The following is a 12,824-nucleotide window of genomic DNA, read 5'->3' on the forward strand; positions in this document are numbered from 1 at the left end:
TCCCCACGAAAATGATAGTTTTTCATCAAGTCACTGACTGGCTCAACTACTTGGTGCCATCATAGGTCCCCGGGTGATGGACGACAAGCCATAAAAATTACCCCGTTAGTCCCCAAATAAAATCAGCGGGGGTCGCGATAATCCGGGGCCATTTTAGGGTAGCAACATCACTGCCATACTCAGTGGTCACGGTGCCAAACGGTCACGTACCGCCTCAATCACGCCGAGCGCCGTCACACCAGAAAAGTGGCGTGTCAGCGGGCGAACCTTTGTCCAACCAATTCAGTGCGGGGCAACGCTAATTTCCGCCAAAAAAGGTCACGGTCAATCGCAACACCGCGTGCGCCGATTGACCGTGACCGATAATGTTATTTCGTTAGTTTAACTTCACCCAAGTAGCTGGGGCGTCTAGCCGAAGAACCCACCGTTAATCTTGTAGGTCCGCCGCATCCAGAACATCACGGCGATGGAGACCAGACCGAGGATAATGCTTGGCCATGGCATCAGGATTGGATTGACCAAGCCTGGTAACATCTGTGCCAGGTAGAACAACGCCATCCAGACCAGGAACCCGAGCAACACGATCAACGCCCGCACGAAGCCGTTAAGCTTGTGCTTGATCTTCGGGCTAAATAACCGCGGCATGATAGGCAGGATGAACCCAGCAATCAGCGCACTGACGGTAATGGCCGTGATCCCGACAGGGCGGCTCGTCGTCATCAGTTTTGGTGAGAAGAGGTACATCAACCCAAACATCAAGTTGAAGATCATGAAGAACGTTAAGGCATTGTACAACATGTTTGGCCAATAGTTGCGCCCAAACAGTTCATTGTCGGGCTTCGTTGGGCCTTCGACAACTTCCTTCACGCGGGATTCGATATCCCCGTAAGTGTTCTTCCCGGTCTTCCCACTCTTCTGGCCTTCAACCAGCTCATTGACCATGTCTTGCACGGCTTGGGCCTTCTTCTCCGGCGTCAGCTTGGTCTTTTCAAGCTCCTTGTTGAAGCGGTACATGTATTCGGCATTGCGCTTGGTCAAGCCCAGATTATCAAACGCTGCCCGTTCATTGACTGCCACCGAGTTACGGTTCTGATGAACGCCCGCATTGCGGGGAGTTTGCTTGTTATCACTCATCTACTTCTGTTCCCTTCTAAACGTTGAACCGGAATTCGACAATGTCGCCGTCTTCCATCACGTAGTCTTTACCTTCAACCCGCAGCTTACCGGCTTCCTTAACGGCCGCTTCGGATTCGTACTTGTCCAAATCATCGAATGCCATGACTTCGGCCCGGATGAACCCGCGTTCGAAGTCAGAGTGAATGATTCCGGCCGCTTGAGGCGCCTTAGTGCCCGTCTTAAACGTCCAAGCACGGGTTTCCTTACCACCAGCCGTGAAGAACGTTTGGAGCCCTAAGAGGTGGTATGAGGCCCGAATTAAACGGTTCAAGCCGGGTTCTTCTACCCCTTCGGCTTCCAAGAAGTCTTGCTTCTCGTCGTCATCCAACTCGGCAATCTCTTCTTCGGCTTCGGCCGCCACAGCAATGGCTTCGGCGCCTTCCTTGGCAGCGTAGTCCTGAATACTCTTGAAGTACTTGGAGTTTTCGGGATCGGCCATATCGTCTTCGGCGATGTTGGCCACGTACAGAACGGGCTTGGAAGTCAGTAAGAACAGACCCTTGACGATCTTAGTCTCGTCTTCGTCAAAGTCGATGGTCCGAACGGCACCACCGTCTTCGAGGACTGGCTTAATCTTGTCCAGAACGGCTAATTCTGCTTTGGCTTCCTTGTCGCTTCCCTTGGCCGCCCGTTCAACCTTAGCGAGACGCTTGTTGACGGCTTCCAAGTCAGACAGACCGAGCTCCAAGTTGATGGTTTCAATATCATCGATGGGGTCAATCTTGCCGGACACGTGGGTGATGTTGTCGTCGTCAAATGCCCGCACCACGTGGACAATGGCGTCAACTTGGCGAATGTTTTCCAGGAACTTGTTCCCCAGACCTTCACCCTTGCTGGCCCCCTTGACGATCCCGGCAATATCCGTGAATTCGAACGTCGTGGGGACAACCTTCTTGGCTGGAATTAAGGCTTGAATCCGGTCGAGGCGGCTATCTGGCACCTCCACCATCCCCACGTTCGGGTCGATCGTAGCAAACGGGTAGTTCGCCATTTCGGCCCCCGCCTTGGTAATCGCGTTAAATAAAGTTGACTTCCCGACGTTCGGCAGGCCAACGATCCCTGCAGTTAATGACATAGCAATTATTCACTCTTTCCATTATCGGTGTCGGCCTTACGAACCAATACCTTTTTTAATTTCTTTTCAAACTCGCGCCGTGACAACATCACAACGTGGCCACAATTCGTACACTTGATCTTAATATCGGCGCCCATCCGGGTAATCTCCCAGCGGCTCGCACCACAAGGATGGGGCTTCTTCATTTCTACCAAATCGCCTAAATCGTACATGCTTTGGCCTCCCTTGCTTAGTCCGTGTGGATGTTCAACAAGTCCAAAATCCGATTCAAATCGTCATTGGAGAGGTATTCAATCTCGATGCGTCCCTGGTGATCGTCGCCATTGCCCTCGTTGATTGAAACCTGCGTTCCAAAACGTTCTTGGAGTTGATTTTCCGTCGAACGCAGGAACGGCGACTTCTTCTTGGCGGGCTTCTTAGCTAACTTCTTAGCGGCCCCGTTGAGCTTGCTGACCTCGGCCTCCAGCGCCCGAACGGTCATCCCATCCGCGACGGCCTTCTTGGCTAAGGCGACCAGCTTGGTCTTGTCCTTTAGGGATAACAACGTCCGCGCTTGACCCATCGACAACTCGTTTTTCTGGAGCATGTCTTTGACGGCCTTGGGCAAGCCCAGTAACCGCAAGTAGTTGGCAATGTACGGCCGACTCTTGCCTAGGCGTTCGGAGACCTGAGCCTGCGTCAAGGTGAGCTTGGTCATCAAGGTATCGTAGGCTTCAGCCTCTTCAAGGGGCGTCAGATCCTCGCGTTGGAGGTTCTCCAACACGGCGATCTCCATCATCTGTTCTTCAGTAACGTCTCTAACAATCGCGGGAATCGTCTCCTTACCAGCTAATTTGGAAGCCCGGAAACGCCGCTCGCCCGCAAGAATCTCGTAACGGTTGGCCCGCTTGTCCGGTTGACGCACAATAATCGGCTGGAAAACCCCCGTCTTTTCGATGGAAGCCGCTAAGTCGTTTAAGCCCTTGTGATCGAACTTCTGCCGTGGTTGGTACGGGTTGGGGCGAATATCGGCCAACGTTAAATCAACGACCGTTTCTTCCCCAGCATCCACGCCGTTCTCGGCAAACAGCGCGTCAATCCCGCGTCCTAAACTTTTCTCTTTCTTACTTGCCATGGGCAGCTAGCACTTCCTTTGCGAGTTCAGTGTACACCTCAGCACCTTTGGATTTCGGTGCGTAATCAATAATCGGCATCCCGTGACTAGGCGCTTCCGCCAACTGCACATTCCGCGGAATGATCGTGGCGTAGACCTTGTTTTGGAAATACTTCTTCACTTCTTCGTTGACCTGCTTCCCCAGATTCGTCCGGGCATCATACAGGGTCAACAGCACGCCTTCGATCTTCAACTCACGGTTGAAGTGCTTCTGGACCAACTTCACCGTATTTAACAGTTGCGTCAACCCTTCCAGCGCATAGTATTCACTCTGTACCGGAATCAGGATTGAGTTGGCTGCCGTAAAGGCGTTGATGGTCAACAGCCCCAGCGAAGGCGGACAGTCGATTAAAATATAATCGTACTGATCACGAATCTCATCCAAGGCGTCTTTCAGCCGCGTTTCACGCGCCATCATTGGCGTAAGCTCGATCTCCGCACCAGAAAGCTGGATGGTTGCGGGAACGATGTCCAACCCCGGATGTTCAGTATGCAAAATCGCGTCGGTAATCGGCGTCTCGTTGACCAAGACGTCGTAGACTTCGCGTTCAATGGTGGCCTTTTGAATGCCCACGCCGCTGGTCGCGTTGCCTTGGGCATCGGTATCGACCAGCAGGACCTTCTGGCCAGCGGAGGCCAGTGCGGCCCCCAGGTTAACCCCGGTCGTGGTCTTACCCACGCCACCTTTTTGATTGGCTAATGCGATGATATAGCCCATATGTCGTTCCACCTCTAGCTTTCTTTGGGAATGTCAATAATGATCCGGTAACCGTCTGCAGTTTCTTCTTCCTTGGTCGTCAGCGCCATGCCGGCATCCGTCACCATCTTTACCGACTGACGAATCGTATTGACCGCCACTCTGGTGTCACCGGATACGCTGTGCTTGGTCACCTTGCGTCGACGTTTGGGCCGCTTGTGCTTGGCGATCAGTGCTTCCGTTTCCTTAACGGTTAGCTGACCGTCGGCAATCCGCTGGAGCATGGCCGGCTGGTCGTCAACCGGTAGCGCGAGTAAGGCGCGTCCGTGACGCTCGGTAATCTGGCGATTCAAGATGGCGTTACGCACGGGCTCTGCCAGCTTCAGGAGTCGTAGCTTGTTGGCCACGAAACCCTGACTCTTCCCAATCCCCTCGGCCAACTGCGCCTGAGTCATGTGATTGAGCGCCATCAATTGTTGATAGGCATGGGCCTCTTCGATCGCGGACAGCTCCTCGCGTTGGAGGTTTTCAATCAGGGCCATGGAAGCCGTCTCGTCGTCGTTCATCTCTTCGACGATGGCCGGCACCTCGGTCCATTTCAGACTGTTCACCGCCCGGAAGCGTCGTTCGCCGGCGATAATCTCGTAATGGTCAGGTTCGTATTGGCGCAACACAATCGGCTGCAGTAGCCCATGTTCTTCAATCGTCTGGGCCAACTCGGTAATGGCCGTGGGATCAAACCGTTGGCGCGGTTGGAACCGGTTGGGAATGATCTGCGCAACCGGAATCATCACCACGTTTTGTTTCACGGGATGCGTCGGCTGCGTCGCCTTTTCCCGATTATTTCCAAATAATGAAAATGGCAATTATCTTACCCCCATCCCATTAATCTTCTAACGGTTCTTTGTTCGGCGTTCCCGCTTTACGGGGGTAACGCTTAGGCGTGTGCTTGACCTTGTCGATGACCACGATGTGGCGTTGGTCGTGACTGACAGGCAGCTCAAACGCGTGATCGGCGCTGAGCTGACCGCCCAACGTCGTGATCGCCGTCTGGCTCACCGCCAATTCATCGGCGGTGGCGGCAGCCTTCAACGCCACGAACTGGCCACCTACCTTGACCAGCGGCAAGCAGAGTTCGCTGAGCACGGACATCCGAGCCACGGCGCGGGCTAATACGAGATCATAGCCCTCGCGATTGGCCGCGCGCTTTCCACCGAATTCCTCGGCCCGCGCGTGGTGAAAGGCCACGCCGGTGAGATTAAGTTTGGCCGCCAATTCATTTAAGAAAGTGATCCGCTTGTTCAACGAATCCACGATGCTAATCTGAAGTTGCGGGAACAAGATCTTCAGGGGCAGGGATGGAAAACCAGCGCCGGCGCCAACGTCACAAACCGTCAGGGGTTCCGTTCGCAGTGCGGGCACATAAAAAGCGGGGGTCAGTGAGTCATAGAAATGTTTCAAATAGACATCTGGCTCCGCCGTAATCGTGGTTAAATTGACGTGTTCATTGGTCGCCACCAAGAACTCAAAATACGTCGCAAATTGCTGTTCCTGTGTTGCGGTTAACGTAATGCCTTGCGTGGCTAGCGCGGCACGAAACTCTTCTGGATTCATACACACTCTCCCAGTTCACTTCTGTGAAACACAATTGTTTCACGTTTGATTATACTTTACCTTACTTACCTGCGAAACGCAACCGACCACCCCACCGAAACTGACGGGGTGTGGTCGTCTCGCAATCACGTCGTTTCCTATTATACCGAAAATTCGGTTCACATGAAACGCCTATCACGGGAAAATAAATGAAGGGCGGACTCCCGGCGCTACGCTAGGAATCCCCCCTTCAGAAAAGTTCTGGGTCGTGCCTTGTTTAAAAAGTTATCGCCAATTGTCTCTTCACAGAAATGGTTCGTTGACCGCACGCCGAGGGCCCATCAAACGCGGACGGTGTTTGGCAAAGCCAGTATTGTTCACAGTAATCGTGTCGATGACCGACTGACCGAAATAGAGCGGATGATTGGTAACACTAGCCATCCCCCGCTGAATCGTAATTACATTGTAACTCGTCGCATCGTGAACCTCGTGATAGTGTGGGTCCTGACAATTAATGTAAGTGGTCGCGGACCCCACGACCGTCACGGGAATCGTGTTATCGACTAAGTAGCTGGCTCCAAAGTGTAAATGGCCGGTAAAGATTCCCCCGATATTGTGCCCATGCAAAATCGCCAATAGTTCGCGATTGTTCTGTAGCAACGCATACCGTATGGTGCGTAGCGCGGGGGCGTCCAACGGATGATGGAGGAAAATAAAGGCCCGCCGCCGTGGCGCAATGTGTAGATTCTTATTTAGCCAATCCAGCTGCTCACGATCCAGCCAACCGGCCTCTTTGTGAGCCTCCCACTTCGAATCCAGAAAGTAAAAATCCATGTTTTGATAGATCTGTTTGTAGGCATAGTACGGCTGATGGGCTTGTCCCAAATACCCCGCATTAAAGGCTTCACGGTCATCCTGATCGCCCAGAATCACCTGAATCGGCGCCTGTAATCGCGCCGATTGTTCCGTTAAGTAGGTGCGTAACCGCGCATAGTCCGGCCCGGTTCCGCCCTGCATCAGATCACCGCCAACCACGATCAGGTCGGGCTTAATCTGGTGCGCTAACACGTCATCAAAAATCTGCTGGAGCTTCTCGATTGGCGGCACCTGTTGATGATACTGTGGTTCGACGGCGGCCGCTGTTAGTTGCGGATCCGATAAGTGCACGATGGTGAATTTATTCATGGCCCCGTTACTCCCCCCAAAATAAAGATTAGCGATCGACCGTTCCAAGTCCCCTGGCGCCGATCGTAAACGATCTCCAAGATATCTCTAGCATAGCGAAGTATTGTAAATTATCGGTATGGTCCTTGTCAACATCGTGTAAAGTTTCCGCAAATTGTGAGCAATCTCGCGTCCACCCTGAACCAATTATCCGTCAAAATGCTACCGCAGACGTCAAAAAAAGGCGTCGCGAACTTCACTGAATTCGCCACGCCTTTTCCACCAAGTCCACGAACACGCTCACGGACTTAGCTGTGATGTTTAGACGGTCGGGAAAACCACAACATCGGTAACCAAGTCACAATCAGTATGATCAACGTCTCTATGTCTGTTGTGGACATACGATCATCCTCTTCCCCTTGATTTAAGTCCATGATAGCAAGTGGATGTATCGTTTCTGTATGGAAATCCTCTTGTTTCTGTAAAAGTTCTGGGGATAGGCTTGTGCAGAGCTGGCCGCCTTACCGTTCGGCAATCCTTCCTGATAGCTAGCCATTCTAGTCCCACCAAAAATCCCGGTACAGTCAACTTTGACGTTGGCCGTACCGGGATCGTTGGATTAGCTTATTGGCTTGAATTAGTTCTTAATTGCCCGAACTTCTTCAAGGAACCACTTGTTGAATTCGACCGCGTCGATGTCCACGGAAACCTTAGCGTTGGTCTTGCCATCATGGTAAGCGCCACGGATGTCTCCGACCGTTTCACCGATGGCTGGGCCGTCAGTTTGAACGTCGATCCACATGTCTTCCGTCGTAATAGCTTCTGGGTGAAGCAGGTAGAAGATGGTGTTGACGTCGTGCATAGCAATCCCCTTGTCGCTGTTGTCACCATCGTTAACGATGATGTCATGGAGCATCTTACCCGTTTCACTAATCTTAGGTAATTCTTCGATGCTTTCGTGCGTCAAGAGGGCCTTCATGGTAATGTCCAAGCCGACCATGACGATTGGCACACCGGACTTGTACATGATTGCCGCAGCGTCTGGATCGGTGAAGACGTTGAATTCGGCGGCACTGGTCATATTCCCCTTGCCTAAGGCACCACCCATGGCCACGATTTGCTTAATGTGGCTCTTAACTTCCGGGTATTCGGAGAACAGTAAGGCGATGTTCGTGTATGAACCCGTTGGCACCAATGTAATAGGTTCGTCGCTAGCCATGATTTCATCGTGTAAGGCTTCTACGGCCGTCTTAGCCAGTGGCTTAGGTAAATCAGTTGGGAAGTCGTAACCTGGCATCCCGGATTCCCCGTGGATCCGTGCGGCGTCTTCAAAGTCCTTGAACAGTGGTTGTTCAGCACCGGACGCTACGGGAATGTTCGCGTTGAAGAAACGCACAATCTTTTGCGCGTTGATCGTGGTCTTATCGACCGTCACATTACCCGCCACCGTCGTGATCAGCTTCAAGTCAATGCTTGGATCGTTGATCGCCATGGTCAAAGCAGCTGCATCATCAATTCCGGGGTCCGTATCCATAATAATTTTTGTCGTCATTTTTGTTTCCTCCCAATGAAATTAATTCGGTTTTATTTGCGGCCGTAACCGCTTACGTTAAACCCTTAAGTGAAACCCCGCCATTACAGCAGGGCACTAAAGACTAAATCAAGTAGGAACAGCACGCCTAACAGGTAGACGGGCCAAGTCATGTCCTTGGCTTTACCCAGTGCTAACTTCATAATCGGGTAGCACACGAAGCCAAAGGCTAAACCAGTTGAAATACTGTTGGTGAACGGAATCAACACGATAATCAAGAAGGCTGGGAACCATTCGGAAAAATCAGCCATCTTAATGTTGCCAATCGCCGCCATCATCAACGCGCCAGTGATGATAATCACCGGCGCAATCGCTGCGGACGGCACGTAGGCCAACAGCGGAACAAAGACCAGGGACAGAGCGAACAGGACTGCGGCCACCAGGGCCATAATTCCCGTTCGACCGCCCGTCTCGATCCCCGAAGCACTTTCGGCCGCGGCAACCGTGGGGCTGGTCCCTAAGAAACTCGACAGGAAGGTCGTCACCGAACTGCCTTCGAAAGTCTTCTTGAATTTCTTTTGGTTGGGCAACAAGCCTTGCAGGAGTCCCATAGATTCAAAGACCAGAATCATAGTCATCGAGAAGGCTGCCAAGATAAATGGCGTGCTCAGCCAGTGAGAGAAATCGTTCTTGAAGACAATCTCGTGGTACTGTCCCAACCGCGCGAGGTCAACGCTGGGCGTATCGCTATCCTTGACGCCGAAGAAGAAGGCCACCAAACTCGTTGCGATAATCGCAATGAAGAAGTTTCCCTTCACCTTTCGAATGTACAGAATCAAGCTGAGAATTAACCCGAACAGCGCCAGCAGCGGCGTGGGTTTGGTCAAATCCCCTAACACGACCAGTGAGGAGGTCTTCCCAGCGACGATCAGCCCGGCTTTCTCCAGGCCAATCTCCACCAGGAAGAGACCAATCCCCGCGGTAATCCCACTCTTCAACGATTCGGGAATCGCCTCCGAGAGAATCGTCGACACCTTGGTAAAGGCGATCAACATGTAAATAAAACTGGCGACCGCCGCAATCCCGAGGGCCTCTTGCCAACTCAGGCCCATGTTCACCACGATGGTGTAGGTAAAGAAGGCGTTGACCCCCATCCCCGGCGTCAGAATGATTGGTGCGTTGGCCCAAAAGGCCATGACCAAACAGCCAATCACCGAGGAGAAGATGGTCGCGAAGACGCTCAAATCGGTGGGAATTCCCGCATCCTTTAAAATCAGCGGGTTCACAATGATAATATACGAGATGGCAAAAAAGCCAGTAACTCCCGCGATCAGTTCGTTGCGGACGACATCCTTATGCCGCAAAGCTTCTCGTAGCGTCATGTTATTCGCTAAGTCCACCTGCGATTGTTGCTTATCCATAAAAATCCCTATCTTTCGATGCGTCGTTCTGTGACGCACAAACTTCAACGGGCTTTGCAACCAGATGGTCTCACGCATCTGGCTGGGTTTCACTTCCCGGCTAGGAAGGTCGGCACCCGTACGGACTAATCGAACAGTTACGAATTAGTCTCGCTACATTGTACACAACATTTGTTAAAACTTCTGGTGAACGGCGGTTAGCCATGATAATTGCCGGACTGGCGCCTTACCGGGCGGGTACTGGCGATAAATGGCCAACCACCACTCACCAAATCAATCTATGTCTGCCGCGGCACCAATTAACCGGCTGGTCACTGATATTTATACGAAATCCCTAATATCAAGTCATTAATTAAGCGCGCTTTTGACACAGATAGCCCAAAGCCAACGGCCCTGGGCTATCAATTTTAAAACTTGAATCTTATCTAATCACGGAACATCTTACCAAACGAAGAGACCAACGATCCCGGCAGACAGCAGGGAAACTAAGATCCCGGAAAGTAACATGTAACCAACGTTCTTAGAAATCAATTCGTTGTTTTCGCGGTCAACGATCCCCTTGAAACAACCAATGATCATCCCAGTAGTTGAGAAGTTCGCAAAGGAAGTTAAGAAGACGGTCAAGATGGCACGGTAGTGAGCGGAGAAAGCATCAGTGTTGATGGTAGAAGCAATCTTACCCATGACAACGAATTCGTTCGTAACCAGCTTAGTCCCCATGTATTGGGCAAAGCCGAATGCATCGTGGACGTTCAGACCCATTAACCAAGCAAATGGGAACATGATGATCCCTAAGATGTGTTCCAGAGATAACCATGGGTTGAACAGTTCAAGAATCCGGTCAATCAATGCGGCTAAGGCAACGAAGGCGATAACGTTTGCGGCGATGATCAAGATCAGACGACCGGCACCCAGGATAGAGTCACCCAAGAATGAGAAGAATGGTTCCTTCTTGCCGTCATCTTCAACAGCGTCTGATTCAGCAGCTGCGCTAGAACCACCGATTTTGGCGATGGTATCTTCTTCAGGAGCCACTTCAACAGGGTTCAACATGTTCGTCACGATAATGGCGTTCAAAATGTTAATTGGAACGGCCGTCAGAACGAATTGACCTGGAACCATTTGGGTATATGCACCCAGAATGGAAGCCGTGATACATGACATCGACATCATGGCAAGCGTTAAGTTACGTTCCTTACGCATGCTCTTTAATTGTAATTGAGAAACGGCTAAGGCTTCAGTGTTCCCTAAGAACATCATTTCAACAGAGAAGAAAGATTCGAACTTAGGTTGACCAGTGATGAAGGAAAGGCCACGACCAACCCACTTGATGATCCAAGGCAATACCCCGATATAAGTCAAGATATCGAACATTGGAACAACCAATAAGATTGGCAGCAGTGAACTTGTCACGAAGTTCATCGTCTTGGCAGTCCCACCGAATTCTGGGGTTACCCAGTTAGGTAAGGCGAAGACGATCCCTTGATAGGCCACTTGAACTAACCAGTTGAAACCATCGGCGGCACCCTTAACGATGTCTTGCCCGATTGAGAAACTGGTGAAGAACCAAGCCAGAATCAAGTTAAGAATTAAAACAATTCCAGTTGATTTCCAGTTGATCTTTTTCTTATTCTTGGAGAATAAGAACGCGATGGCGAGGTAAACAATTACCCCTAAAATATTGACTGCGACTAGCATTGGTCAAAATACCTCTTTCCGATATTATTCTTTGATGTATGGACGTTTGCCATACAAAAGTTGACACGATGTGGCTGCAGAAATTATGTACCGCATAACTTCTGTTACGAACGAACGGCATCAGTTCGTAACCCTAGATTTCAACGTTTTCGGCGAATGGTGAAATTGCAAATAATAGATGTATCGTTGCCTACTCGACGTTGACCTTTGCAACCTAGTGGTTACCCCCTAACGATGATGCTTCCTCACCCCCCTTCAAGGTTCGTTCAAAACTTCTATTGCGTAAATTCATTTAAAAAGCTATGTCCAGCCGCGTGACTGGCTAAGCCGAAATTCTCAAGAACCGTGGCGCCAACATCGGCGAGCGTGCGCCGAATGCCCAACGCGTGTGTGCTGGGCCGCGATGCCGAATAGGCAATCACCGGCAAGTATTCGCGGGTCGGCGTGACCGCCACCGTGGGATCAACCGCGTGACTGGCCGTCACAATCAGAAGGTCATTGACCCCCATATCGTGAATAATCTGGCCCAGCGCTTGATCGGTGTGCATCAGTGATTCACCGAAAGACGTGATGTCCCCACGCTCCCCGGCGAACCGGAAATCGGGTAACATAATCAGCGCCATGCCGGACGATGGTCGATACAACAACTCATTGAGCACGCGGAAGGCCTCCTGGTTACTGCCCAGTTGAACCTTTTCAGCCGCATCCTGCGTCTGCAGGTAGCTTAGAAACGGCGCCGCGATGGTAACGGGATATCCCGCCTCGGGTAGAGTGGCCAACACACTTTGCGTGCGGGTCTGTCCATTATAGTCCCACATCTCACGAAGCCCCGTATCCGGATGATTATCCTGCGCGGCCATGTGTAGACGCCCATAAAAGCCCATTGGCGTGGCGACCGGGTCAATGCCCAGCAACGGATGACCAACCCGAATGTTTCCGAGTCCCAACCGCTGTAATGTTGGAAGATTTAGTTTACTCGACCAACTAACCGCCACATGACCTAACGTATCAGTTCCGACCGACTGAAAGCGATTTGCGTCCGGAGCTTCCCCCAGACCTAAACCAGCGAAATCAATCACGAAAATGCGATGAAATGCCATCAACTCTCACTCCTTAGGTCAGTTCTCGTTAAAAAACTCATCGGCAGTTTTTTCGGTCTAGTAATAATATACCGTTTCCGCGAGCGCCTGTAAATGGCTGATTGCAAGAAATCTGAGAAACTCGATTTCCGAACATTACGCCCATTAACCAAGGCTCACAAGCGGTCTACGGCCCCTAATTTCTCGCAAAGGGCTGGATTCGCAACCGATTGCATA

Annotated in this window: 12 protein-coding genes; all 12 read right to left on the reverse strand. The window is 51.4% G+C overall.

Annotated elements, in window-relative coordinates:
- Positions 1-408: 408 nt before the first annotated feature.
- Positions 409-1,134 (reverse strand): DUF1129 domain-containing protein, encoded by a 726-nt coding sequence (locus KB236_08275; GenBank protein UIF28538.1) that lies wholly within the window; start codon positions 1,132-1,134, stop codon positions 409-411.
- A 16-nt stretch (positions 1,135-1,150) separates the two neighbouring features.
- Positions 1,151-2,251, reverse strand: coding sequence for a redox-regulated ATPase YchF (ychF, locus tag KB236_08280; GenBank protein UIF28539.1), 1,101 nt, complete (start codon positions 2,249-2,251; stop codon positions 1,151-1,153).
- A 5-nt stretch (positions 2,252-2,256) separates the two neighbouring features.
- Positions 2,257-2,463, reverse strand: a complete 207-nt coding sequence (locus KB236_08285) for a DUF951 domain-containing protein (protein ID UIF28540.1) — start codon at positions 2,461-2,463, stop codon at positions 2,257-2,259.
- 17 nt (positions 2,464-2,480) lie between these two features.
- On the reverse strand, positions 2,481-3,365 hold the full coding sequence (locus KB236_08290; protein UIF28541.1) for a ParB/RepB/Spo0J family partition protein: 885 nt from the start codon (positions 3,363-3,365) through the stop codon (positions 2,481-2,483).
- A complete protein-coding gene (locus KB236_08295) occupies positions 3,355-4,122 on the reverse strand; it encodes an AAA family ATPase (GenBank protein ID UIF28542.1) in 768 nt (255 codons plus the stop codon). The genes KB236_08290 and KB236_08295 overlap by 11 nt, the downstream gene beginning before the upstream one ends.
- A gap of 14 nt (positions 4,123-4,136) precedes the next feature.
- Positions 4,137-4,967 (reverse strand): nucleoid occlusion protein, encoded by an 831-nt coding sequence (gene noc / locus KB236_08300; GenBank protein UIF28543.1) that lies wholly within the window; start codon positions 4,965-4,967, stop codon positions 4,137-4,139.
- A 19-nt stretch (positions 4,968-4,986) separates the two neighbouring features.
- Positions 4,987-5,715 (reverse strand): 16S rRNA (guanine(527)-N(7))-methyltransferase RsmG, encoded by a 729-nt coding sequence (gene rsmG, locus KB236_08305; GenBank protein UIF28544.1) that lies wholly within the window; start codon positions 5,713-5,715, stop codon positions 4,987-4,989.
- 282 nt (positions 5,716-5,997) lie between these two features.
- On the reverse strand, positions 5,998-6,879 hold the full coding sequence (locus KB236_08310) for a metallophosphoesterase (GenBank protein UIF28545.1): 882 nt from the start codon (positions 6,877-6,879) through the stop codon (positions 5,998-6,000).
- Positions 6,880-7,495: 616 nt separating this feature from the next.
- Positions 7,496-8,410, reverse strand: coding sequence for a ribonucleoside hydrolase RihC (rihC, locus tag KB236_08315; protein UIF28546.1), 915 nt, complete (start codon positions 8,408-8,410; stop codon positions 7,496-7,498).
- An 83-nt stretch (positions 8,411-8,493) separates the two neighbouring features.
- Positions 8,494-9,810, reverse strand: a complete 1,317-nt coding sequence (locus KB236_08320; GenBank protein ID UIF28547.1) for an NCS2 family permease — start codon at positions 9,808-9,810, stop codon at positions 8,494-8,496.
- A gap of 441 nt (positions 9,811-10,251) precedes the next feature.
- Entirely contained in the window at positions 10,252-11,508 is a 1,257-nt protein-coding gene (locus KB236_08325; GenBank protein ID UIF28548.1) for a NupC/NupG family nucleoside CNT transporter, read from the reverse strand.
- A gap of 275 nt (positions 11,509-11,783) precedes the next feature.
- Positions 11,784-12,608, reverse strand: coding sequence for a phosphopentomutase (locus KB236_08330; GenBank protein ID UIF28549.1), 825 nt, complete (start codon positions 12,606-12,608; stop codon positions 11,784-11,786).
- Between the last annotated feature and the right edge of the window lie 216 nt (positions 12,609-12,824).

Source organism: Levilactobacillus brevis (assembly GCA_021383565.1).
In the GTDB taxonomy this organism is placed as follows: domain Bacteria; phylum Bacillota; class Bacilli; order Lactobacillales; family Lactobacillaceae; genus Levilactobacillus; species Levilactobacillus brevis_B.

Excerpts from the sequence above, each read along its gene's own strand:
- KB236_08275 (UIF28538.1), bottom strand. The coding sequence starts at position 1,134 with ATGAGTGATAACAAGCAAACTCCCCGCAATGCGGGCGTTCATCAGAAC.
- ychF (UIF28539.1), bottom strand. The coding sequence starts at position 2,251 with ATGTCATTAACTGCAGGGATCGTTGGCCTGCCGAACGTCGGGAAGTCA.
- KB236_08285 (UIF28540.1), bottom strand. The coding sequence starts at position 2,463 with ATGTACGATTTAGGCGATTTGGTAGAAATGAAGAAGCCCCATCCTTGT.
- KB236_08290 (UIF28541.1), bottom strand. The coding sequence starts at position 3,365 with ATGGCAAGTAAGAAAGAGAAAAGTTTAGGACGCGGGATTGACGCGCTG.
- KB236_08295 (UIF28542.1), bottom strand. The coding sequence starts at position 4,122 with ATGGGCTATATCATCGCATTAGCCAATCAAAAAGGTGGCGTGGGTAAG.
- rsmG (UIF28544.1), bottom strand. The coding sequence starts at position 5,715 with ATGAATCCAGAAGAGTTTCGTGCCGCGCTAGCCACGCAAGGCATTACG.
- KB236_08310 (UIF28545.1), bottom strand. The coding sequence starts at position 6,879 with ATGAATAAATTCACCATCGTGCACTTATCGGATCCGCAACTAACAGCG.
- rihC (UIF28546.1), bottom strand. The coding sequence starts at position 8,410 with ATGACGACAAAAATTATTATGGATACGGACCCCGGAATTGATGATGCA.
- KB236_08320 (UIF28547.1), bottom strand. The coding sequence starts at position 9,810 with ATGGATAAGCAACAATCGCAGGTGGACTTAGCGAATAACATGACGCTA.
- KB236_08325 (UIF28548.1), bottom strand. The coding sequence starts at position 11,508 with ATGCTAGTCGCAGTCAATATTTTAGGGGTAATTGTTTACCTCGCCATC.
- KB236_08330 (UIF28549.1), bottom strand. The coding sequence starts at position 12,608 with ATGGCATTTCATCGCATTTTCGTGATTGATTTCGCTGGTTTAGGTCTG.